Annotated in this window: 22 protein-coding genes; 14 read left to right on the top strand and 8 right to left on the bottom strand. The window is 70.2% G+C overall.

The annotated features are described in order from the left end of the window. Positions 1-40 precede the first annotated feature (40 nt). Genes AAG895_RS16275 through AAG895_RS16250 form a run of 6 tightly spaced genes read right to left on the bottom strand, consistent with a single transcriptional unit; the run spans position 41 to position 8,235 of the window. Entirely contained in the window at positions 41-745 is a 705-nt protein-coding gene (locus AAG895_RS16275) for a type II secretion system protein (protein WP_345793029.1), read from the bottom strand. After that, positions 733-2,064: a hypothetical protein gene (locus AAG895_RS16270; protein WP_345793028.1), complete on the bottom strand. Its 1,332-nt coding sequence runs from the start codon at positions 2,062-2,064 to the stop codon at positions 733-735. The genes AAG895_RS16275 and AAG895_RS16270 overlap by 13 nt, the downstream gene beginning before the upstream one ends. Continuing rightward, positions 2,061-3,593, bottom strand: a complete 1,533-nt coding sequence (locus AAG895_RS16265) for a hypothetical protein (protein ID WP_345793027.1) — start codon at positions 3,591-3,593, stop codon at positions 2,061-2,063. The genes AAG895_RS16270 and AAG895_RS16265 overlap by 4 nt, the downstream gene beginning before the upstream one ends. A gap of 3 nt (positions 3,594-3,596) precedes the next feature. Further along, positions 3,597-4,796, bottom strand: coding sequence for a type II secretion system F family protein (locus AAG895_RS16260; protein WP_345793026.1), 1,200 nt, complete (start codon positions 4,794-4,796; stop codon positions 3,597-3,599). Next, positions 4,793-6,508 (bottom strand): GspE/PulE family protein, encoded by a 1,716-nt coding sequence (locus AAG895_RS16255; protein WP_345793025.1) that lies wholly within the window; start codon positions 6,506-6,508, stop codon positions 4,793-4,795. Before AAG895_RS16255 ends, AAG895_RS16260 begins: the two co-directional genes overlap by 4 nt. Then, the gene (locus AAG895_RS16250; protein WP_345793024.1) at positions 6,505-8,235 is read right to left on the bottom strand and encodes a secretin N-terminal domain-containing protein; all 1,731 of its coding nucleotides are present in this window, start codon (positions 8,233-8,235) and stop codon (positions 6,505-6,507) included. The genes AAG895_RS16255 and AAG895_RS16250 overlap by 4 nt, the downstream gene beginning before the upstream one ends. Positions 8,236-8,453: 218 nt before the next feature. On the opposite strand from AAG895_RS16250, the gene AAG895_RS16245 reads away from it, so the two are divergent. Genes AAG895_RS16245 through murA form a run of 10 tightly spaced genes read left to right on the top strand, consistent with a single transcriptional unit; the run spans position 8,454 to position 15,595 of the window. After that, on the top strand, positions 8,454-9,275 hold the full coding sequence (locus tag AAG895_RS16245; protein WP_345793023.1) for an ABC transporter ATP-binding protein: 822 nt from the start codon (positions 8,454-8,456) through the stop codon (positions 9,273-9,275). Beyond that, positions 9,272-10,060, top strand: coding sequence for a lipid asymmetry maintenance ABC transporter permease subunit MlaE (gene mlaE / locus AAG895_RS16240; RefSeq protein ID WP_345793022.1), 789 nt, complete (start codon positions 9,272-9,274; stop codon positions 10,058-10,060). The genes AAG895_RS16245 and mlaE overlap by 4 nt, the downstream gene beginning before the upstream one ends. A gap of 2 nt (positions 10,061-10,062) precedes the next feature. Next, positions 10,063-10,533, top strand: coding sequence for an outer membrane lipid asymmetry maintenance protein MlaD (gene mlaD / locus AAG895_RS16235; protein ID WP_345795316.1), 471 nt, complete (start codon positions 10,063-10,065; stop codon positions 10,531-10,533). Between the two features lie 29 nt (positions 10,534-10,562). Further along, positions 10,563-11,402 carry a VacJ family lipoprotein gene (locus AAG895_RS16230; protein WP_345793021.1) on the top strand — a complete coding sequence of 280 codons (840 nt, stop codon included), beginning with the start codon at positions 10,563-10,565 and terminating at the stop codon, positions 11,400-11,402. A gap of 16 nt (positions 11,403-11,418) precedes the next feature. Continuing rightward, positions 11,419-12,078: an ABC transporter substrate-binding protein gene (locus tag AAG895_RS16225; RefSeq protein WP_345793020.1), complete on the top strand. Its 660-nt coding sequence runs from the start codon at positions 11,419-11,421 to the stop codon at positions 12,076-12,078. Next, entirely contained in the window at positions 12,075-12,368 is a 294-nt protein-coding gene (locus AAG895_RS16220) for an STAS domain-containing protein (RefSeq protein WP_345793019.1), read from the top strand. The genes AAG895_RS16225 and AAG895_RS16220 overlap by 4 nt, the downstream gene beginning before the upstream one ends. Beyond that, positions 12,365-13,261 (top strand): ABC transporter ATP-binding protein, encoded by an 897-nt coding sequence (locus AAG895_RS16215; RefSeq protein ID WP_345793018.1) that lies wholly within the window; start codon positions 12,365-12,367, stop codon positions 13,259-13,261. The genes AAG895_RS16220 and AAG895_RS16215 overlap by 4 nt, the downstream gene beginning before the upstream one ends. Before the next feature lie 34 nt (positions 13,262-13,295). After that, positions 13,296-14,069 (top strand): ABC transporter permease, encoded by a 774-nt coding sequence (locus AAG895_RS16210; protein ID WP_345795315.1) that lies wholly within the window; start codon positions 13,296-13,298, stop codon positions 14,067-14,069. Between the two features lie 10 nt (positions 14,070-14,079). Beyond that, positions 14,080-14,337: a BolA/IbaG family iron-sulfur metabolism protein gene (locus AAG895_RS16205; protein WP_345793017.1), complete on the top strand. Its 258-nt coding sequence runs from the start codon at positions 14,080-14,082 to the stop codon at positions 14,335-14,337. A 7-nt stretch (positions 14,338-14,344) separates the two neighbouring features. Further along, on the top strand, positions 14,345-15,595 hold the full coding sequence (murA, locus tag AAG895_RS16200; protein ID WP_345793016.1) for a UDP-N-acetylglucosamine 1-carboxyvinyltransferase: 1,251 nt from the start codon (positions 14,345-14,347) through the stop codon (positions 15,593-15,595). Positions 15,596-15,787: 192 nt separating this feature from the next. Here the strand turns inward: murA and rnk are convergent, their stop codons facing one another. Next, entirely contained in the window at positions 15,788-16,195 is a 408-nt protein-coding gene (gene rnk / locus AAG895_RS16195) for a nucleoside diphosphate kinase regulator (RefSeq protein WP_345793015.1), read from the bottom strand. A 150-nt stretch (positions 16,196-16,345) separates the two neighbouring features. Between rnk and hisG the strand changes: the two genes are divergently transcribed. Then, positions 16,346-16,990 (top strand): ATP phosphoribosyltransferase, encoded by a 645-nt coding sequence (hisG, locus tag AAG895_RS16190; RefSeq protein ID WP_345793014.1) that lies wholly within the window; start codon positions 16,346-16,348, stop codon positions 16,988-16,990. A gap of 10 nt (positions 16,991-17,000) precedes the next feature. Further along, positions 17,001-18,308 (top strand): histidinol dehydrogenase, encoded by a 1,308-nt coding sequence (gene hisD / locus AAG895_RS16185; protein ID WP_345793013.1) that lies wholly within the window; start codon positions 17,001-17,003, stop codon positions 18,306-18,308. Between the two features lie 68 nt (positions 18,309-18,376). Here hisD and hisC read toward each other — a convergent pair whose 3' ends face one another. Beyond that, entirely contained in the window at positions 18,377-19,462 is a 1,086-nt protein-coding gene (gene hisC, locus AAG895_RS16180; protein ID WP_345793012.1) for a histidinol-phosphate transaminase, read from the bottom strand. Positions 19,463-19,644: 182 nt separating this feature from the next. Between hisC and hisB the strand changes: the two genes are divergently transcribed. Both hisB and hisH read left to right on the top strand, forming a co-directional pair. Then, positions 19,645-20,232, top strand: a complete 588-nt coding sequence (gene hisB, locus AAG895_RS16175) for an imidazoleglycerol-phosphate dehydratase HisB (RefSeq protein WP_345793011.1) — start codon at positions 19,645-19,647, stop codon at positions 20,230-20,232. Between the two features lie 61 nt (positions 20,233-20,293). After that, positions 20,294-20,932, top strand: a complete 639-nt coding sequence (gene hisH / locus AAG895_RS16170) for an imidazole glycerol phosphate synthase subunit HisH (protein WP_345793010.1) — start codon at positions 20,294-20,296, stop codon at positions 20,930-20,932. The last annotated feature ends 41 nt before the right edge of the window (positions 20,933-20,973 follow it).

The raw sequence follows: 20,973 nt of genomic DNA, 5'->3' as shown, positions 1-20,973 counted from the left end.
CGTGGGTGAATGGGGGCGTGGCGGTGGGCAGCCCAACGGGCTACAGCCGGCCGGCCTGGGCGAGGCGCGCGATCAGCAGCGGGCGGCCGATCCAGGCCAGCAGATCGTCGAAGTCGGCGGTGGCCTCGCCGGCCTGGTAGGTGGGTGCGGCCGGCGCGACGGCGGCGTTGAGCCCGTCCATCCGGCGGTTGGCGCCGGCCGAGACGATGACCGCGACTGCCTGCGACTCGGTGGTGGTGATGCGGCTGCCGTCGTGGCTGCGGATCTGCAGGTTGCCCGTGGGCGCGGTTGCCGCGCCGATGGCGGCGGATGCAAAGGCGGGGTCGACCCGATAGCGCCAGTGTCCGGCCCAATCGTCTTCGGTGCGCAGGCGGGGTCGGCCCCAAGGGTCGGTGGCCGGCAGGGCGAGCGTGCGCCAGGGCAGCCGGCCCTCGGCCGCGTGGTTGCAGGGCGGCGGGTCCTCGACACCATAGGCGGGGGCCGCCGGATCGGTTTCGGTGCTCGGACAGGGCAGGCGGCCGTGGATGATGGCGAAGCCGGTGAGGGCGTGCTGGATGTCGCGCAGGCGCTCCGTTGCGGCCTGGCGGTCGCGCGCCTCGATGCGGCTGGCGAGCGGCACCACCAGGCTGCCGCCGAGCAGGGCGAGAATCACCAGCACCATCGCCAGCTCGACCAGGGTGAAGCCGTGGGTGCGTTGCGGGGACGCGGCGCGCGGCGGGCGTGGGTTCGGTTTCAGGGCAGGCATCGGATCACGTCGGCAGTCGCGGGCTGGGTGCGGTCGGCGACGGAGAACCGCGCTGCGCCGTCGAAGGTGGGGCTCCCCGTGGCGAGGTGGAGGGCGTTGTGCCCCTCGAAGTACTGCGCCGGGTCGGCCCGCTGCGTTTCGTCCAGGCGCTGCTGGGCGCCCGTGCCGCCGCGGATGCGCTCGCCCCCAAAGGCGAGGATCGCGTGGCAGTGCGTGACGTCCCCGTTCTCGCGGCTGACGGCGATGCAGGCGGTGCCGTCTGCGCAGGCGGCAAAGCGCATCTGGTCGCGCCAATGGTCGATCGGCGGGCGCGCGCCGGCGGGCAGGCCTAGCGCTTCGGCCGTGGGCAGGCCGCCGATGACGAGCGCGCCGCGGGCGACGCCGTGGGCCGTCCGCCAGGTCTCGCCGCCGTTCGCGGGGTCGAGCCGCGCCGAGAGCGCGGCTGCGGCACGGTCGATGAGCGCATCGATGTGGCCGGCATGGTCATGGCGGCGGCGCAGGGCATCGAAGACGTCATCGATGCCGACCCAGGCCAGCAGGTCGTTGGTTGCGGACGCGTCGTCCGGGCGCAGCGCGCCCTGGGCGAGGCGCTGGGAGCCGGTATCGCCGACCGCGAACGGATGGTCGAGATAGTGCGGCAGATCCTCGCTCGCCGCGTCGCTGCCGCTGCATCTGAATGGGCGCGCGGGGGGACGCAGTTGACCGGAACGTGCGCGTCCAGGTGCGAAGACGACCGCGATTGCACGGCCGTCGGGGGCCGCGACCGGCAGCGGCGCGCCCCCGGCGTCCTCGAGCGCGAACTGGCCGCGGCTGTCCCAGTTGAGCGCGAGCGGCTTGGGGTTGTGCTTGGCACTGCCGGAGACCGCGTACCACAGGCACTCGCCCCAGCCGTCGCGCAGCTCGGGCAGACCGAGCGTGCGCCAGGGCAGGCGCCCGATCGCGGCCGTGTCGCGCGCACCACAGGCGCCGATCGGGGTGGAGCCCTCGTTGCCGCGGTCCGGGCAGGGCAGAAAGCCATAGCCCTCGCCGGGATGACGCTCCTCGTAGCTGATCGCATAGCCGATCAGCGCGTTGCGCGCCTGGGCGAGCGCCTCGAGGCTACGCGCATGGGCGATGGCCTCGGCGCGCGTGCGCAGCGCGCCGCCGGCGAGCATGGTGCCTGCCGCAAGCACGGCCGCCAGCAGCAGCGCCGCGCTCAGTGCCTGGCCGTGGGAGCGCCCTGCGTCGGAGCCATCGGCGCGGGGGCGGCGCGTCGGGCGTGGCCGGCGATGGAGGTGTTTGCGCGTGCGTTCGGGCAGGCTCAGTCCGGACACGCTCATCCGCCCGCCTCCGCAGTGCTCCGCTCGGCGGCCTCGGAGAGGGGGGTGGTGGGCCCGGGCGGTGGCGCGCGTCCCGTGGCGGGGAGGCTGGAGGGCGCGCTGGCCGCTGCGGGCGGGGTCCAGGTGTCGCCGGTGCGCAGCGTCCTGCGGCCGTCGTGGCGCGCGGAGAGCGCCGGCGCCTGGCCCCGCGGCCGGTGAAGGCCCGCCGCCCGGGCGGTGCCCAGCGTACCGTCGAGCCAGACCAGAGCCTCGCCATCGGGGCGCAACAGGATGCCGTCGATGCGCTGCGGCGTCGGCAGTGGGGATGGCGGCGGCGCGACCGCAGGCGCGCACGGCGGCGGGGTGATTGGAGGCGCGGTTTCCTCCGGTGGGGGCGCGAGGACGGGCGCCTCGATCGGAGCGGTCGGCGGCGCGGGCGGTTGTGTGGGGGCCTGCGCGGCGATCCGTGCCGCCTCCTCGCGCGCGCTGCGGGCTGCGGCTTCGGTGGCCCGCGCCGCGGCGGCGGCTTCCTGCTCGCTGAGCCAGACGCCTGCGCCGACGGTGCCGGCGACGACCACGCAGGCGAGCGCCAGCGCACGCGGCGAGGGGCGCAGGCGTTCGTGCAGGGGCATGCCAGCGCCTGCCGCGTCGAGGCTCCAGCCGATCTTCCCGGGGGCGCGCAGCAGGGCGTGAAGCAGCTGCGTTTCGAAGACGCTGGGCGTCTCGTCGGCATCGCTAGGCCCGCCGGAGGTGCTGCCTGCGGTAGCCGTGCCTGCGAACGTGACGCCGGGACGGCCGTTCTCCGCCGGCGTAGGTGCCGGCGTCAGCGTGTGCACGGCCTCGGCGCGCTCGAGCACGAGGATCGGCGCCACGCTGCCGGACGCCAGGCGGTGCTGGGCGAGCAGGTAGGCGCGGGTGCGCTCGATCTCATCGCGCCAGGCGGGCGACTGGCGGGCGGTGGCGAGCGTGCAGTGCTCGACCAGGCGCGAGAAGTGCAGTCGGCCGTCCTCGATCAGGCTGATGCGCAGACCGCCGCGCGTGAAGCCGGCGACGAGCTGCGGCCCCCGCAGTGGCGCACCGCCCGTCGCCGGAAGCGCGAGAATCAGTGGCAGCAGGCTCCCTGCCGATACCAGCCTGGTCACGCGCAGGCGGCTGGTGCGCACCACCTCCAGCCACGGCAGCAGGGCGTCGGTGCGTTCCAGTCCGGCGAAGACGATGCGCTCGGCGCCGGCGCGGCCATCGGGCGGGGCGCCCAGCGACCAGTTGCGGGCGAACGCGGGGGGCGGGAACCAGGCCGCGCTGCGGCGCGCGAGCAGGGCCTTGCGGTCGCCGCCGCGCAGGCGCGGGAGATCCTCGATCTCGTAGGCCTCGTCGGCGAGGTTCACCACGATGCGGCAGGTTTCGGCGACGCTGCGGCCAGCGAGCCAGGCGGCCAGCGCCGCGTGTTCGCCGACCGCGAAGCGGGCGCCGCGGACGAGTCGGTGGTCATGCATATGCCATACGTCCAGGCCGAGCGCGTCGATGGCCAGCAGGAGAGGTTTGCGCAGCATGGTTCAGACCGGCAGGCGGGTGATGAGGTCGTAGATCGGGCCGAGCACGGCGCTGGCGATCCACAGCAGAAGGCCACCGAGGAGCAGGGTCAGCGCCGGTTCCGCCGCGGCCTGCAGGCGGCCGATGCCATCCTCGACATCGCGCTGGTAGAGGGCCGCGACCTTGGCCAGGGCGTGGTCGAGCGCTCCGGTGTGCTCGCCGAGCTGCAGCATGCGCGTCACCAGGGGCGGGAAGACGGCCGCGTCCGCGAAGGCGGCGGAGATCGTTCTCCCCTGCTCGATGCCCTGGCGGGCGGTGCGCAGGCCCTCGCGCAGCGCGAGGTTGCCGGTGGCGTCCTCGCTCGCGCGCAGGGCGTCGATGACGTTGATGCCGGCACGATAGAGTGTGGAGAAGAGCGCGGCAAAACGGGCCAGCGCGAGCTTGCGCAGGAGCTCGCCGACCAGCGGCAGGCGCAGGCGCAGCGCGTGGGCGCGGATACGCAAGGCTTCGGAGCGGGCGAGGGCGTGGGCCGCAGCCCCGAGCGCCGCAGCGCCGCCGAGGAGGATTGCCCAGCCCCAGTCGCGCACCAGCTGCGACAGGCCGACCAGGATGCGGGTCTGCAGCGGCAAGGCCTGGCCTGTGGTGCGCAGCAGCTTCTCGACCTCGGGGACGACCTGGGTGAGCGCGACCACGATGGCGAGCAGCAGGACCGCGCCGACGACCAGCGGGTAGACGCTGACCCGACGCGCGTGGGCGGCGAGCGCCTCCTCCTGGCTCAGCATGGCGCCGATGTCGCGGATGGCCTGCGGCAGGTGGCCGGCGGTCTCGCCCGCGCGCAGCAGGCTCACCGCCACCGGGGAGAAGGCTTGTGGCTGGCTGGCGGCGGCGTCCGACAAGGGGCGCCCGCGCTCGACGTCGGCGAGCAGGGCGGCGATCGTGCGCTGCAGGCGGGGCTCGGTGACGGCGTCGCGCAGCGCGGAGAGACTCTCGAAGGGCGGGACGCCGGCCTCGAGCAGCTGTTCGAGGTGAAAGCAGAAGGTGATCAGCTCGCGCCGCGGGGGGCGTGCTGCGCCCAGCAGGCCGGGACGGCGGGCGCGGGCAGTGATCAGGAGCAGGCCTTGGGCGCGCAGGCGCAGCTCGAGCCCGGCGAGGTCGTCTGCGTCGAGGGCGCCGCGCACGCGACGGCCGTCCTCGGCGACGGCGCGGTAGCGGAAATGGCTCATGGCTGAGCGGGCCGTGTGGCGCCCGGGGCAGCGGCCAGCGGCGACAGATCGACCACGCGCGCGAGCTCGCGCAGGCTGGTGCTGCCGTCGAGCACGCGGCGCACGCCATCCTCGGCGAGGCTGCGGTGGCCCTTGCGGCCTGCGGCGGCACGCAGTTCGGCCGCGTGCGCGCGGCGGGCGACGAGCGCGTCGAGTTCGGCGTCGATGGGCAGGATCTCGGTGATCGCCAGGCGACCCCGGTAGCCGCGGAAGTCGCACGCCGGGCAGCCTGCGGCTTCGTGCAGCGTCGGCGGATCGGCATCCGCGGCGAGGCCGAGGCGGTTGCGCTCGGTGATGGTGGCTGGACGTGTCCGGCTGCAGTCGGGGCACAGGCGGCGCACCAGGCGTTGCGAGAGCAGGCCGGTGAGGTTGCCGGCCAGAAGCTCGGGGGCGAGGCCGATCTCGACCAGGCGGGGAAGCGCGCCGAACACCGAGTTGGCGTGCAGCGTGGCGAACACCTGGTGGCCGGTGAGCGCGGCGCGCAGGGCCATGGTCGCGGTGTCGGCGTCGCGGATTTCGCCGATCAGGATCACGTCCGGGTCCTGGCGCAACAGGGCGCGCACGCCATCGGCGAAACCCAGGCGCGAGGCCTCGCCGACCTGGGTCTGGCGGATGAGGGCGAGCGGGTACTCGACCGGGTCCTCCAGGGTCATGATGTTCACCGCCTCGGTGCTGAGGTGGTTGAGCATCGAGTAGAGCGTGGTGGTCTTGCCGCTGCCGGTGGGACCCACCACCAGCACCAGGCCTTCCGGACGCGCGAGGATGTGCTCGAGGGCGGCCGCCTGCTCTGGGGTGAGGCCGAGCGCAGCGAGCGGGACGATGCCCTTGTCGCGGTCGAGGATGCGCAGCACGATGTTCTCGCCATGCACCGTGGGCTGGGTGGCGACGCGGAAGTCGATCGGCCGCCCACCGACCGCGAGGCTGATGCGGCCGTCCTGCGGGCAGCGCGATTCGGCGATGTCGAGGCCGGCGAGCACCTTCAGGCGCACTGCGAGCTCGGGCCAGCACGTGCGGGCGAGGGCGCGCACCTGGCGAAGCGCGCCGTCGATGCGGTGGCGGATGCGCAGGAAGCCGGCCTCGGGTTCGAAATGCAGGTCGGAGGCGCCGCGCGCGGCGGCCTCCGCGAGCAAGGCATCGACGAGTCGCACCACCAGCTGCGGGTCGCGCGCCGCGCCGCCGCTTCCGCCGTTGCGCGCCTCGAGCGCATGCACCAGTGCTTCGATCGAGCCCGCCTGGCCGTAGTGCTGCTCGATGGCGCGTCCGAGCTCGTTGTCGCCGGCGAGGCGCAGCTCGATATGCACCTCGGGGCCGAGTTCCGCGCGCAGGCGGTCGAGCGCGACAATGTCATGGGCGTCGGCCATCGCCACGATCAGGCGGTGGCGGGCGGCGTCGTAGTGCAGGGGCAGCAGGCGGTGGCGGCGGGCGAGCGCCTGCGGCACGCGCGCGATCGCGTCCGGATCGGCGAGCGCGGTGGCCAGGTCGACGCAGGGCAGGCCGCTGCGGGCGGCGAGCGCCTCGCGCAGTGCGGCCTCGCTGACGAAGCCGAGTTCGACCAGCACGCGGCCGAGCGGCTGGTGGCGGGTGTGCTGTTCGTGGAGGGCGATGCGCAGTTGATCCTCGCCGATGAGGCCGGCGGCGATCAGGATCTGGCCGATGGGCAGGGGGGCGTTCATGGCGCGAGTCCGGGGGCGGGAGCTGTGTCCGTGGCAGCCGGCACCAGCAGCGGGCGCAACGGAAGGTGCGGAAAGTTGCGTTGCCCGGGGGAGGGCGCGGCGGAGAGGAAGGCGTCGTCGGGAAGATGCGCCGCGTAGCTCGCATAGCCGTCCTCCAGCCCCGGCTCGTCGATCAGCAGCGGGCGCAGGAAGATCAGCAGCTCGGTGCGCCGCACCGCGTTGTCGCGGCGGGTGAACAGCTCGCCCAGCACCGGCAGGTCGCCGAGCAGCGGGATGCGCCCGGTGTCGTGGTCGATGCGGTCTTCCATCAGGCCGCCGAGCACGGCGATCTCGCCGCTGCGCAGGCGCAGCATGGACTCGATCTCGCGCGTGCGGATCTGCGGCACGCGGTTGGGGATGTCGCCGAGCGAGGGGTTGGGGTCGTCCTTGAAGCCGGAGATGCCCGAGATCGTCGGCCGCACGTTGAGCGTGATCTCGCCCTCTGCGCTGATCTGCGGGGTGACCGACATGACCATGCCCACCGACACCGACTGGGGCGTCGTGGTGGCGGTGATGCGCGCCTGCTTGCGGTCGTCGTATTCGGTGGTGGTGCTGTCGACGAGAAAGTACACCACCTCCTCGACCACCTTGAGCATCGCGGTCTGGTTGTTGAGCACCGACAGGCGCGGGCTGGACAGCACCTTCACGGTGCCGAATGTCTCGAGCAGTTCGAGGCGGACGTCGTTGCGGGCCGAGAGGTAGGACACCGTCGGCTGTCCGGGCATGGCGTCGCCGCTCCCCCGTGGGCGCACGTTCCAGCCCGGCACCCCGATCCGCGTCCAGTCGATGCCCTGGCGGTAGCCGTCGGCCAGGGTGACCTCGACGATGGTGGCCTCGATCATGACCTGGCGGCGCGCCGCCTTCTGCACGTGGCCGAGATAGGCGCGCAGTTGCTCGTGCTGGCGGGCGGTGGCGCGCACCATCAGCACGCCGCCCTCGCGGTTGATCATCACGTCCGGGTTGCGGCAGCGACTGCTGTCGCCGCTGCAGCGCGAGGCGCCGTCTGCGTCGGCGAGGATGCTGGCGAGATTGGCCTCGAGCGCCGACCAGAAGTCGTTGCTGGCGCGCGTCTCGATCTGGGTGACGGAGGCATTGCCGGCGGCGTTGGCGCCTGCCTGGTTCGCCGAACCGGTGGTGGCGATCTGCGTGCTGGTGGCGACGGTGCCGCGCATCTCGCGGCTCAGATTGACGTAGTCGAGCGCGTAGCTGCGGATGATCGGGGTGTCGGGGCGGACGACGAGGTGGCGGCCGTTGAGTTCGTAGCGGATGTCCGCCTGGCGGGCGATGCGGGCGAGCAGTTCGCGCAGCGGCTGGTCGTGCGCGCGCAGGGTCACGCGGCCCTCGATGCCGGCGTGCAGGTCGAGCTCGAGGCCGGCATCGCGGCCGATGGCGAGCAGCAGTTCGGCGACCGGGATGTCACGCACGTCGAGCGAGTAGCCTCGCTGCGACCGCGACTGCGCGGCTGGTAGCGGGGCGTCCGGCGCGCGCGCGTCTCCGGCGTCGGTATGCGCGGCCCGCGCCGGCTGCGGCGTGGCCTCGGCCGCGCTCTCGGCCCGCTGCGACGGGGCGGCGGACGCGGTGCGGGCATCGAGGTGGCCGCGGATCTCGGGGGGCGCATGCAGGGGCGCGCAGGCGGTGACTGCGAACAGGCTCGCGATGAAGACGGCATGGGTTGTCGAGGGGTGCATGCGGAAATGCTAAATGGATTAACGGCAAATTGGAATAACCCATTTGCATTTCTTAGGAGGTCTCGGGGAAGCCTGCGCCCGGCGATGCAAGTATCTGGTCGGCAACGCATCTGGAGGCCGCGGGGTCTCGCGCCGGCTGTTGTTGCATTGCAGCAACGGCGGACCGGATGTCGTCCGGCTCTGCTATAGTTCGACGTTTTTCCCGCCCCCGCTTTTTCGTGCGTACCCCTGCCGAATCGACCCCCCCGCTGGTTTGCCTGCGCGACGTGCGCTTCGCCTATGGCGAGCGCGAGGTCCTGCGCGGTATCGACCTGAGCGTGCATCGCGGCCAGGTCGTCGCCATCATGGGCGGCAGCGGTTGCGGCAAGACCACGCTGCTGCGCCTGATCGGTGGGCAGTTGCGCGCGACCGCCGGCGCGGTCGAGGTCGAGGGGCGCGATGTGGCGCGGCTGTCGGGCAGCGAGCTGTACGCGCTGCGGCGGCGCATGGGCATGCTGTTCCAGTTCGGCGCCCTGTTCACCGACATGAGCGTGTTCGACAACGTCGCCTTCCCGCTGCGCGAGCACACCGAACTGCCCGCTGGCATGGTCCGCGACCTGGTGCTCATGAAACTGCAGGCGGTCGGCCTGCGCGGCGCGGCGAAGCTGCATCCGAACGAGCTCTCCGGCGGCATGGCGCGACGGGTGGCGCTGGCGCGCGCGGTGGCGCTCGACCCGATGCTGATCCTGTACGACGAACCTTTCGCCGGCCTCGACCCGATCTCGCTCGGCATCATCGGCCAGCTCATCCGCAAGCTCAACGACGCGCTCGGCGCGAGCTCGGTGATGGTCACGCACGACGTGCACGAGTCGCTCGAGATCGTCGATTACATCTATTTCGTGTCCGATGGACGCATCGTCGCCCAGGGCACGCCGGCTGAGATCCGCGCCTCGACCGATCCCTTCGTGCATCAGTTCGTCAATGCCGAGGCGGACGGGCCGGTGCCGTTCCACTATCCGGCGTCGCCGATCGACAGCCTGCTCGGCGGAGAGGGAGCATGAACGCGATCGCGTCCGCGCTGCGGCGCATCGGTGCGCTGAGCATCGACGGTGTCTGGCGGCTGGGTTTCGCCACCCGCTTCCTGCTCGCGGTGCTGATGAACTCCGGCCAGTCGCTGCGCCGCATCCATCTCACCATCCGCGAGCTCTACTTCAGCGGCGTGCTGTCGCTCTTGATCATCGTGGTGTCGGGGCTCTTCGTCGGCCTCGTGCTGGGACTGCAGGGCTACGACATCCTGCAGCGCTACGGCTCGGCCGACGCGGTGGGCGTGATGGTGGCGCTGTCGCTGCTGCGCGAGCTCGGTCCGGTGATCGCGGCGCTGCTGTTCGCCAGCCGCGCAGGCTCGGCGATCACCGCCGAGATCGGCCTGATGAAGACCACCGAGCAGCTGAAGGCGATGGACATGATGGCGGTCAACCCGATCGCGCGCGTGGTCGCGCCGCGCTTCTGGGGCGGGGTGCTGTCGATGCCGCTGCTGGCCGCGCTGTTCTCGGCGATGGGCATCTTCGGCGGCTGGTTGATCACCGTGGTGGTGATCGGTGTCGATGACGGCGCCTTCTGGTCGCAGATGCAGGCCGCGGTGGAATTCGAGTACGACGTGATGAACGGCGTGATCAAGTCCGCGGTCTTCGGTACGGTGGTGTCGCTGATCGCGGTGTTCGAAGGCTACGATTGCCAGCCCACCGCCGAGGGCGTGTCGCGCGCGATCACCCGCACCGTCGTGACCTCCGCGCTGGCCATCCTGGCGCTGGACTTCGTGCTTACCTCTTTCATGTTCCGGGGTTGATGATGAGTCGTACCGCGCTCGACCTGTGGGTCGGCATTTTTGTTGCGATCGGTTTCGCCGCGCTGGTGTTCCTGGCGATGAAGGTCGGCAATTTCTCGGGCATCAATGGCAGCGAGACCTATCGTGTCGAGGCGCCCTTCGACAATATCGGCGGCCTCAAGGTGCGCGCGCCGGTGAAGAGTTCGGGCGTGCTCGTCGGCCGCGTCGCCGGCATCCGCTTCGATTCGCAGATCTACCGCGCCGTGGTCGAGCTCGAGATCGACAAGCGCTACGCCTTTCCCGCCGACACCACGGCGTCGATCCTGACCTCCGGCCTGCTCGGCGAACAGTACGTGGGGCTCGAGGCCGGCGCCGACAGCGGCATGCTCGAGAATGGCGATCGCGTGCTGATCACCCAGTCCGCGGTCGTGCTCGAGAAGCTGATCGGCCAGTTCATGTTCGACCGTGCCGCCGACGCCCCGCCGGCGCAGTGAGGCGGCCAGGATTTCCGGAGAAAACAACAATGCCAGACGTCTTCCGTTCTTCCCGTGCCGGCGTGATCGCGGTCGCGCTGTCGGCCGCCTTGATGACCGGTTGTGCGAGCACCGGCAACCCCAAGGACCCGCTCGAGGGTTACAACCGCGCCATGTTCGGCTTCAACGAACAGGTCGACAGGGTCGCCATCAAGCCGGCTGCGCAGGTGTACGAGGCCGTGCTGCCCAGCCCGCTGCGCACCGGCATCGGCAACGTGCTCGGCAATCTCGCCGATCCGTGGATCGGGCTCAACAACATGCTGCAGGGCAAGTTCGCCGAGGGCATGAGCGACCTGATGCGCTTCGCGCTCAACTCCACCTGGGGGCTGCTCGGCCTGCTCGACATCGCCAGCGAGGCCGGCCTGGCCAAGCACGACGAGGACCTCGGCCAGACGCTCGGGCGCTGGGGCGTGGGCGAGGGCGCCTACATCGTGCTGCCCTTCTTCGGGCCGCGTACGGTGCGCGACGCCGTCGCCTTGCCTGCGGACATGATGGGTAACGAGCCCTTCAGCATCGATCACGTGCCGACGCGCAACACCGTGGTGGCGACCCGCGTGGTCCATGGCCGCTCGGTCCTGCTCGGTACCGACCGTACCCTCGAGCAGGCGGCGCTCGACCGCTACGCCTTCGTGCGCGACTTCTATCTCGAACAACGCCGTTACAAGGTCAATGATGGCCGCCAGGAGCGGGTGTACGAAGATTTCGATGAACAGTCGGCCGCCCCTCTGGGCGAGGCGGTCGATGTCGCCGCGGTCACCGCGGTGGAGCGCCTCGAACTCGCGGGGCTCGGCCGCCCCGCCGGCACCGGTGTGCGGCCCGAAAACCGGTAAGGACTGAAAGACGAAAATGAAACGACTGCTGAACCGCTTCCTGCTGCCCTTCTTCTGTCTGCTGCTCGCCGGCGCCTTGCCCGCCGCAGCCGAGGTCAAGGGCCCCGACGACCTGGTGCGCGACGTCACCAACGAGGTGCTCGAGATCGTGCGTGCCGACAAGGCCATCCAGGCTGGCGACACCAAGCGCGTGATCGCGCTCGTCGACGCCAAGGTGCTGCCGCACTTCGATTTCCGCCGCATGACCATGCTCGCGGTCGGCCGCGACTGGCGCCAGGCCTCGCCCGAGCAGCAGACCAGGCTGACCGACGCCTTCCGCACCCTGCTCGTGCGCACGTATTCGAACGCGCTCACCCAGTATCGCGACCAGCGCATCGAGTTTCGCCCTTCGCGCTTCGCGCCCGCCGACACCCGCGTGCAGATCCGCACCGAGGTCATCCAGTCCGGCGCGCAGCCGATCGGGATCGATTACATGCTCGAGAAGAGCGAGCAGGGCTGGAAGGTGTTCGACGTGATCGTCGCCGGCGTCAGCCTGGTCACCAACTACCGCAGCAGCTTCGGCCAGGAGATCAGTCGTGGCGGGATCGACGGCCTGATCAGGTCGCTCGAGGAGCGCAACCGCACGCTCGCCGAGCAGCACGGCCTGCAGCAGGCCGAGGGCGCGCGCGGCGCATGAGCGATCCGGTGTCGATGGTTGTGTTTGCGCCCGAGGGCGAGCTGACCATGGTGTCGGCGCCCGCGATCCTCGAGGAGGGCCGGCGACGGGCACGCGCGGGCGACCTCGTGGTCGATTTCGCCCGCATCGGCGCGGCGGACTCGGCTGCGCTCGCGTTGCTGCTCGACTGGATGCGCTGCGCGCGCGCAGCGGGCAAGCGGCTCACCGTGCGCAGCTTGCCTGCCGGCATGAGCAGCCTTGCCGCGCTCTACGACATCGATGCGCTGTTGCCTTTGGAGTCGCGCGCATGAGCGTGCCGGCGATCCGTGTCTCCGGCGTGACCAAGCACTACGGTGCACTCAAGGCGCTCGGCGGCGTCGACCTCGAGGTGGAGCAGGGCGAGTTCTTCGGCCTGCTCGGCCCCAATGGCGCCGGCAAGACCACGCTGATTTCGGCACTGTCCGGACTCGTCCGTCCGGATGGCGGCACGCTCGCGATCATGGGGCACGACGTCGTCGGCGACTACCGCAATGCGCGCCGCAACCTCGGCGTGGTGCCGCAGGAACTGGTGTTCGATCCCTTCTTCTCGGTGCGCGAGCTGCTGCGCATCCAGTCGGGCTACTTCGGCATCCGCAACAACGACGACTGGATCGACGAGATCCTCGCCAGCCTGGATCTCACCCACAAGGCGCAGGCCAACATGCGCGCGCTGTCCGGCGGCATGAAGCGGCGGGTGCTGGTGGCGCAGGCGCTGGTGCACCGGCCCCCGGTGATCGTGCTCGACGAGCCCACCGCGGGCGTCGACGTCGAGCTGCGCCAGGGGCTGTGGCAGTTCATCCGCAAGCTCAACCGCGACGGCCACACCATCGTGCTGACCACGCACTACCTGGAAGAGGCCGAGACCCTGTGCGGCCGCATCGCCATGCTCAAGGCGGGCCGGGTGGTGGCGCTCGACACCACCGACAACCTGCTGCGCCGCTTCGCCACCCACAGTCTGCGCGCGCGCCTGGCACACCCGGAGCGCGGCGTGGCGCTGGGCGGCATCGCCGGCGAGGGCGGCTGGGTGGACTTCGCCTTCGACGCCTATGCCGACGTCGAGGCGCTGCTCGCCCGCCTGCGCGAGGCCGGCGCCGGCCTCACCGAGATGCAGCTCGGCGAGCCGGATCTCGAACGCGTCTTCGTCGAGGTCATGAACCGTGCCTGATCAACTGACGCCCTCCGCGCCGCGCATCGAGCCGATGGCGCCCGAGTCGCCGCTCACCGGCTTTCGCACCCTGCTCTACAAGGAGACGCTGCGCTTCTGGAAGGTCAGCTTCCAGACCGTCGCCGCGCCGGTGCTCAATGCGCTGCTGTTCCTGCTCATCTTCTCGCACGTGCTCGACCGCCACGTCACCGTCTATGGCGAAGTCGCCTACACCAGCTTCCTGGTGCCCGGGCTGGTGATGATGTCGGTGCTGCAGAACGCCTTCGCCAACAGCTCGTCCTCGCTGATCCAGAGCAAGATCACCGGCAACATCATCTTCGTGCTGTTGCCGCCGCTGTCCTACCGCGAGTTCTACGCCGCCTACGTCATCGCCTCGACCCTGCGCGGGCTGATGGTGGGCGGCGGCGTGCTCGCGGTGTCGGCGGCCTTCGTCGAGGTGCCGATGGCCAACCCGCTGTGGGTGCTCGCCTTCGCGCTGATGGGGGGCGTGATCCTCGGCTCCTTCGGCGTCATCGCCGGCATCTGGGCGGACAAGTTCGACCAGCTCGCCGCCTTCCAGAACTTCCTGATCATGCCGCTCACGATGCTGTCGGGGGTGTTCTACTCGATCCATTCGCTGCCGCAGTTCTGGCAGGACGTGTCGCATTTCAACCCGTTCTTCTTCATGATCGACGGGTTCCGCTACGGTTTCTTCGGTCAATCGGACACCTCGCCCTGGCTGTCGCTGGGCGTGGTGAGCCTGTGTTTCGTCGTACTCGCGGCGCTCACCCTGGCGATGCTCGCGCGGGGCTACAAGCTGCGTTCGTAAAGGATTCCAAATGTTTGAAGCAAGCGAGATCAAACGCCTGATCGAGCAGGGCCTGCCCTGCGAACTGGTGATCATCGAGGGCGAGGATGGCGTGCATTTCCGCGGCATCGTGGTCAGCGCCACCTTCGAGGGCAAGATGAAGGTGCGTCAGCACCAGGCGGTGTACGCCACCCTCGGCCGCCTGATGGGCAACGAGATTCACGCCCTGCAGCTGCAGACCTTCACCCCCGCGCAGTGGGAAGAAGGCCGCGGCGAACTGGGCATGTGAGACGACGATGGACAAGTTGCTGATCGAAGGCGGCGCCCGCCTGTCGGGCGAGGTCGCCATTTCCGGCGCCAAGAACGCCGCCCTGCCCATCCTGTGCGCGGCGCTGCTGACCGCCGAGCCGGTCACCTTCCGGAACGTGCCGCGGCTGAACGACATCGACACCCTGCTCGAGCTGCTCGGGCAGATGGGGGTGAAGGTCGCGCGCGACGGTGACGCCGTCACGCTCGACGCCGCGGGCCTGAACAACCCGGTCGCGCCCTACGAGATGGTCAAGACCATGCGCGCCTCGATCCTCGTGCTCGGCCCGCTGGTGGCGCGCTGCGGCGAGGCGCGGGTGTCGCTGCCCGGCGGCTGCGCGATCGGCGCGCGTCCGGTGGACCAGCACATCAAGGGCCTGCAGGCGATGGGTGCCGAGGTGCGCGTCGAGCACGGCTACGTGCATGCCACCGTGCCGCGCCTGAAGGGTGCGCGCCTGTTCACCGACATGGTGACGGTGACCGGCACCGAGAACCTGATGATGGCCGCCGCGCTCGCCGACGGCGAGACCGTGATCGAGAACGCCGCGCGTGAGCCCGAGGTGGTCGACCTCGCCAACTGCCTGGTGGCGATGGGCGCGCAGATCTCGGGTGCCGGCAGCGACGTGATCCGCATCCGCGGCGTCGAGCGCCTGCATGGTGCAACCCACCGCATCATGCCCGACCGCATCGAGACCGGCACCTACCTGTGCGCGGCCGCGGTGACCGGCGGCTCGGTGCGGCTGACCGGCACCTCGTCGTGTTATCTGGACGCGGTGATCGACAAGCTCATGGACGCCGGCTGCGAGGTGGTGTCCGAACGCGACGCGATCCGCCTGTCGGCGCCCGCGCGACTCAACGCAGTGAGCCTGCGCACCTCGCCCTATCCGGCCTTCCCGACCGACATGCAGGCCCAGTTCATGGCGATCAACTGCGTCGCCAACGGCGTGGCGATGATCCGCGAGACCATCTTCGAGAACCGCTTCATGCACGCGGTCGAGCTGCAGCGCCTGGGCGCCGACATCCGTATCGATGGCAACACGGCGGTGGTTCAGGGGGTGGCGAAGCTGGAAGGCGCGACCGTCATGGCGACCGACCTGCGTGCATCCGCCTCGCTGGTGGTGGCCGGGCTGGTGGCCGAGGGCGAGACCGTGATCGAGCGCATCTATCACCTCGATCGCGGCTACGAGCGCCTGGAGGCCAAGCTCGCCGCGCTCGGCGCGAAGGTGCGGCGCCTGGCCTGAGCGCCATTCCCACCGAAGCGGCGACCCGATGCAGGAGCGGGCGCCGCGGGAGCGGGCATCGTGTGAGCGGGCTTGCCCGCGAATGCCGTGCCCGACGAGCCGCCGTTCGCCGGCAAGCCCGCTCCCGCGGCGTCAGGCCAATGCCGGCGCGTTCGCCGGCCAGGCTGCGGACTGAAGGCGCGAGCCGCCCTTTCAGAGCTCGAACTGGCCGTTGGCCTCCGGCTGCCAGGTGACTTCCAGCACTTTCAGGCGGATTTCCTTGCCGTCGGAGGATTTCCAGTCGATCGACTGACCGGCCGAAAGACCGAGCAGCGCACTGCCCGCGGGCGAGAAGATCGACACGCGATGGGCTTCGGCGTTGGCGTCCTTCGGGTAGGCCAGGGTCAGCTCATACTCGCGGCCGGTGCCTTCCTCGACGAAGCGGGCGCGGCTGTTCATCGTGATGACGTCGGCCGGCATCTCCTCGGGTTCGCGCACGTCGGCGCGCTCGAGCTCCGCGCGCAGGCCGTCGAGGTCGCTGCGGCTGCGGAAGGCGGGGAGGGTGAGCAGACCCTCGAGGCGCTCGAGGTCGCTGCTGGAGACGATGATCGACGGTTTCATTCGGGACTTCCTGCGTGCTGTGCGCGCCGCCCTTGCGGCGAAACAAAAGAAAAGGCCGAACCGCCACTTGCGGTTCAGCCAGTTGCGGCGAAGGTTAACAGAAGCGGCGCCGGGTTACAATGCGCGGTCCCCCCGATCAAGGCTTTTCACGTGTCCAGCATCACGCTCGCCCTCTCCAAGGGCCGCATCTTCGAAGAGACCCTGCCGCTGCTCGCCGCCGCGGGCATCGTGCCCACCGACAACCCCGAGTCCTCGCGCAAGCTGATCATCGGCACCAACCGGCCGGACGTGCGCCTGGTCATCGTGCGCGCGACCGACACGCCGACCTACGTGCAATACGGCGCTGCCGACCTCGGCATCGCCGGCAAGGACACGCTGGTCGAGCATGGCGGCGCCGGCCTCTACCAGCCGCTCGACCTCGAGATTGCCAAGTGCCGGCTGTGCGTCGCGGTGCAGAAGGGCTTCGACTACGCCGCCGCGACGCGCCCGGGCGGACGTATCCGCGTCGCCACCAAGTACATGAACGCGGCCAAGGCGCACTTCGCCGGCAAGGGCATGCATGTGGACCTGATCAAGCTCTACGGCTCGATGGAACTCGCGCCGCTGGTCGGGCTGGCCGACGCGATCGTCGACCTGGTTTCGACCGGCGGCACACTGCGCGCCAACAACCTGGAGGAGGTCGAGGACATCATGCCGATCAGTTCGCGCCTGATCGTCAACCAGGCCTCGCTCAAGCTCAAGCGCGAGCTCATCCAGCCGGTGCTCGACGCCTTCGCCGGCGCGATCACATCGTAAGGAACCGTCCATGGGCCAGACACCGATCCGCCGCCTCGACGCGCGCGAACCCGAATTCCTGTCCACCCTCGATGGGCTGCTCGCCTTCGAATCGGAGGCCGACGAGCGTATCGACACCGCGGTCACCGAGATCCTGCGTGCGGTGCGCGCCACCGGCGACGCCGCGGTCGTCGAGTTTACACGCCGTTTCGACGGCCTCGACGTGCACTCGATGGCGGCGCTGGAGCTGCCCAGGTCCGAACTCCACGCCGCGCTCGATGGGCTTTCGAAGGAGCAGCGCGAGGCGCTGACCATCGCCGCCGATCGCGTCCGCGTGTATCACGAACGCCAGAAGGGCGAGTCCTGGGAGTTCACCGAGGCCGACGGTACCCGCCTGGGGCAGAAGGTCACGCCGCTCGACCGCGTCGGCCTCTACGTGCCGGGCGGGCGGGCGTCCTACCCGAGCTCGGTGCTGATGAACGCGATCCCGGCCAAGGTGGCCGGTGTCGGCGAGCTGATCATGGTCGTGCCCACCCCGCGCGGCGAGAAGAATCCGCTGGTGCTGGCCGCGGCCGCGATCACCGGGGTCGACCGCGTGTTCACCATCGGCGGCGCGCAGGCGGTGGCGGCGCTCGCCTACGGCACGCAGACCATCCCGCAGGTGGACAAGATCGTCGGGCCGGGCAACGCCTATGTGGCCGAGGCCAAGCGCCGGGTGTTCGGCACGGTCGGCATCGACATGGTCGCCGGGCCCTCCGAGGTGCTGATCATCTCCGATGGTTCCGGCCACGCCGACTGGGTGGCGATGGACCTCTTCGCCCAGGCCGAGCACGACGAGCTGGCGCAGTCCATCCTGCTGTGCACCGACGCCGGCTTCATCGACGCGGTGCACGCGGCGATCGACCGCCTGCTGCCCACCATGCCGCGCCGCGAGACCATCGCCAAGTCGCTCGCCAACCGCGGCGCGCTGGTCCATGTGGATAGCCTCGAGCAGGCCTGCGCGCTCGCCAACCGCATCGCCCCCGAGCACCTCGAGCTGTCGCTGGACAATGCGGAGGCCTGGATCGACCACATCCGCCACGCCGGCGCGATCTTCGTCGGCCACTGGGCGGTGGAGGCGCTCGGCGACTACTGCGCCGGCCCCAACCACGTGCTGCCGACCATGCGCAGCGCGCGCTTCTCGTCGCCCTTGGGTACCTACGATTTCCAGAAGCGGACCAGCATCGTGAACATCTCGCAGGCGGGCGCCCAGCACCTGGGCAAGGTGGCGTCGATCCTCGCCCATGGCGAGGGATTGCAGGCGCACGCGCGTTCGGCCGAGATGCGGCTGAAGGTGTGAGTGCCCGGGGGTGGCCCGCGTAGCGCCGGCGGACACGGCTCCCCGGCGCGCGCGGACGTGCCCGCGAATCAGCCTTTCAGGATTTCGTGCAGCGCCTGCACCAGCGTCGCGCACTGTGCATCCGTGCCCACGGTGATGCGCATGAACTGATCGATGCGCGGCGCCTTGAAGTGGCGCACGATGATCGCGCGTTTGCGCAGTTCGGCCGTCAGCGCGCCGCCGTCACGATGCGGATGGCGGGCGAAGATGAAGTTCGCCGCCGAGGGCAGCACGTCGAACCGCAGCGCCTGCATGTCCGCGACCAGCTTGTCTCGGGTCGCGATCACCTTGCGGCAACTCTCCTGGAAAAACGCCTCGTCCTCCACCGACGCCACGGCGCCGGCAATCGCGAGGCGGTCGAGCGGGTAGGAGTTGAAGCTGTTCTTGACGCGCTCCAGGGCGTCGATGAGCTCCGCGTGGCCGACCGCGTAGCCCACGCGCAGACCGGCGAGCGAGCGGCTCTTGGAGAACGTGTGGGTCACCAGAAGGTTCGGATAGCGATGCACGAGCGCGATCGCGCTCTCGCCGCCGAAGTCGACGTAGGCCTCATCCACCAGCACCACGGCGTCCGGGTTGCCGGCGACGATGCGCTCGACCTCGGGCAGGGGCAGCAGACGGCCCGTGGGGGCGTTGGGGTTGGGGAAGATGATCGCGCCGGGGCGATCCGCGTCGGTCGCATCCGCTCGCGGCAGGTAATCTTCGACACGGATGGAGAAATCCTCGGCGAGCGGAATCTGCCGGTGAGCGATCCCGTACAGCCCGCAGTACACCGGATAGAAGCTGTAGCTGATGTCGGGAAACCACAGTGCGCGATCGTGCCTGAGCAGCGCCATGAACGCATGCGCGAGCACTTCGTCCGAACCGTTGCCGACGAAGACCTGCTGCGGCTGCACGCCGTGGCGGGCTGCGAGCGCGCCCTTGAGGGCGTCGGCGTTCGGGTCGGGATAGAGGCGAAGGCTGTCGCTGGTCGCTGCGCGGATCGCTTCCAGCGCCTTGGGCGACGGGCCGTAGGGGTGTTCGTTGGTGTTGAGCTTGACCAGGTTGTCGAGCTTGGGCTGCTCGCCCGGGACGTAGGGGGTCAGGCCGTGAACGACGGCGCTCCAGAAACGGCTCATGAGGATGCCTGCGGTTGGGGTGGAACGAGCGCTCGCTGCACACGCCCGGCGTGAGCGCCTTGCGGCGCGGGTCGGCCACGCGGTGGCGCGACCGATCTCACGCCCTAGCCTGCGCGTTGCGGCGAGTTTGCCGGGCGATGTTATCATGGCCACGACCCTCACCCTTTGGCCAGAAGTCTCCCATGCGGCAAGCAGAAGTCACTCGCAACACCCTCGAAACGAAGATCACCGTGCGCATCGACCTCGATGGCACCGGCCAGGGCAAGCTCGATACCGGCGTGCCCTTCTTCGATCACATGCTCGACCAGATCGTCCGTCACGGCCTCATCGATCTCGACATCCACTGCGAGGGCGACACGCACATCGACGACCACCACACCGTGGAAGACGTCGGCATCACGCTCGGCCAGGCTTTCGCCAAGGCCCTCGGTGACAAGAAGGGGTTGCGCCGCTACGGCCACGCCTACGTGCCGCTCGACGAAGCCCTGTCGCGGGTCGTGGTGGACTTCTCCGGCCGGCCCGGGCTGCACTATTTCATCAATTTCACCCGCGCCCGCATCGGCAACTTCGACGTGGACCTGGCGCGTGAATTCTTCCAGGGCTTCGTCAACCACGCCGGCGTCACGGTGCACATCGACAACCTGCGCGGCGACAACGCCCACCATCAGTGCGAGACGGTGTTCAAGGCTTTCGCGCGTGCGCTGCGCATGGCTGCCGAGCGCGACGAGCGTGCGGCGGGCACCATTCCCTCGACCAAGGGCGCGCTCTGATTGCTTCCTTCTCGCGGCTGCGTCTTGTGGCCGCCTTCCCGTTGAAAAGCGAGTCAAGCCGATGACCACCGTGGCCATCATCGATTACGGCATGGGCAACCTGCGCTCGGTCGCCAAGGCGATCGAGCACGTGGCGCCCGGCCAAGATGTCTTCGTCACCTCCGATCCGGCCCGCGTGGCCGCTGCCGAGCGCGTCGTCTTCCCCGGCCAGGGCGCCATGCCCGACTGCATGCGCGAGCTCGATGCGCGCGGCCTGCGTCCGGCGGTGCTGGCCGCGGCGGCGAGCAAACCCTTTCTCGGCATCTGCATCGGGCAGCAGATGCTGTTCGAGCACAGCGCCGAGGGGGACGTGCCGGGCCTCGGCATCCTGCCCGGCGAGGTGGTGCGCTTCCCCGAGGCGCGCATGCAGGCTGCGGACGGCAGCCGGCTGAAGGTGCCGCACATGGGCTGGAACGAGGTCTGGCAGTCGGTGCCGCACCCGTTGTGGGAGGGCATCCCGGATGGCGAGCGCTTCTACTTCGTGCACAGCTATTTCGTGGTGCCCGCGGATGCGGCGCTGACCGCGGCGGAAACCGACTACGGGCTGCGCTTTACCAGTGCGGTAGCGCGGGCTAATATCTTCGCGGCCCAGTTCCACCCGGAAAAGAGCGCCGCGGCCGGCCTCCGGCTTCTTGCAAATTTCATCCGCTGGCAGCCCTGAGCGCCGACGGCCCGTCTCACGACTCCGCCTCATCTGAACTG

This window comes from Thauera sp. JM12B12, assembly GCF_039614725.1.
GTDB lineage: Bacteria > Pseudomonadota > Gammaproteobacteria > Burkholderiales > Rhodocyclaceae > Thauera.
This window is presented reverse-complemented; position numbering and strand designations above follow the sequence as displayed.

Bases quoted from the DNA above. Each gene is read 5' to 3' on its own strand.
- AAG895_RS16275 (WP_345793029.1), bottom strand. From the start codon at position 745: ATGCCTGCCCTGAAACCGAACCCACGCCCGCCGCGCGCCGCGTCCCCG.
- AAG895_RS16270 (WP_345793028.1), bottom strand. From the start codon at position 2,064: ATGAGCGTGTCCGGACTGAGCCTGCCCGAACGCACGCGCAAACACCTC.
- AAG895_RS16265 (WP_345793027.1), bottom strand. From the start codon at position 3,593: ATGCTGCGCAAACCTCTCCTGCTGGCCATCGACGCGCTCGGCCTGGAC.
- AAG895_RS16260 (WP_345793026.1), bottom strand. From the start codon at position 4,796: ATGAGCCATTTCCGCTACCGCGCCGTCGCCGAGGACGGCCGTCGCGTG.
- AAG895_RS16255 (WP_345793025.1), bottom strand. From the start codon at position 6,508: ATGAACGCCCCCCTGCCCATCGGCCAGATCCTGATCGCCGCCGGCCTC.
- AAG895_RS16250 (WP_345793024.1), bottom strand. From the start codon at position 8,235: ATGCACCCCTCGACAACCCATGCCGTCTTCATCGCGAGCCTGTTCGCA.
- mlaE (WP_345793022.1), top strand. From the start codon at position 9,272: ATGAACGCGATCGCGTCCGCGCTGCGGCGCATCGGTGCGCTGAGCATC.
- mlaD (WP_345795316.1), top strand. From the start codon at position 10,063: ATGAGTCGTACCGCGCTCGACCTGTGGGTCGGCATTTTTGTTGCGATC.
- AAG895_RS16230 (WP_345793021.1), top strand. From the start codon at position 10,563: ATGCCAGACGTCTTCCGTTCTTCCCGTGCCGGCGTGATCGCGGTCGCG.
- AAG895_RS16225 (WP_345793020.1), top strand. From the start codon at position 11,419: ATGAAACGACTGCTGAACCGCTTCCTGCTGCCCTTCTTCTGTCTGCTG.
- AAG895_RS16220 (WP_345793019.1), top strand. From the start codon at position 12,075: ATGAGCGATCCGGTGTCGATGGTTGTGTTTGCGCCCGAGGGCGAGCTG.
- AAG895_RS16215 (WP_345793018.1), top strand. From the start codon at position 12,365: ATGAGCGTGCCGGCGATCCGTGTCTCCGGCGTGACCAAGCACTACGGT.
- AAG895_RS16210 (WP_345795315.1), top strand. From the start codon at position 13,296: ATGGCGCCCGAGTCGCCGCTCACCGGCTTTCGCACCCTGCTCTACAAG.
- AAG895_RS16205 (WP_345793017.1), top strand. From the start codon at position 14,080: ATGTTTGAAGCAAGCGAGATCAAACGCCTGATCGAGCAGGGCCTGCCC.
- murA (WP_345793016.1), top strand. From the start codon at position 14,345: ATGGACAAGTTGCTGATCGAAGGCGGCGCCCGCCTGTCGGGCGAGGTC.
- rnk (WP_345793015.1), bottom strand. From the start codon at position 16,195: ATGAAACCGTCGATCATCGTCTCCAGCAGCGACCTCGAGCGCCTCGAG.
- hisD (WP_345793013.1), top strand. From the start codon at position 17,001: ATGGGCCAGACACCGATCCGCCGCCTCGACGCGCGCGAACCCGAATTC.
- hisC (WP_345793012.1), bottom strand. From the start codon at position 19,462: ATGAGCCGTTTCTGGAGCGCCGTCGTTCACGGCCTGACCCCCTACGTC.
- hisB (WP_345793011.1), top strand. From the start codon at position 19,645: ATGCGGCAAGCAGAAGTCACTCGCAACACCCTCGAAACGAAGATCACC.
- hisH (WP_345793010.1), top strand. From the start codon at position 20,294: ATGACCACCGTGGCCATCATCGATTACGGCATGGGCAACCTGCGCTCG.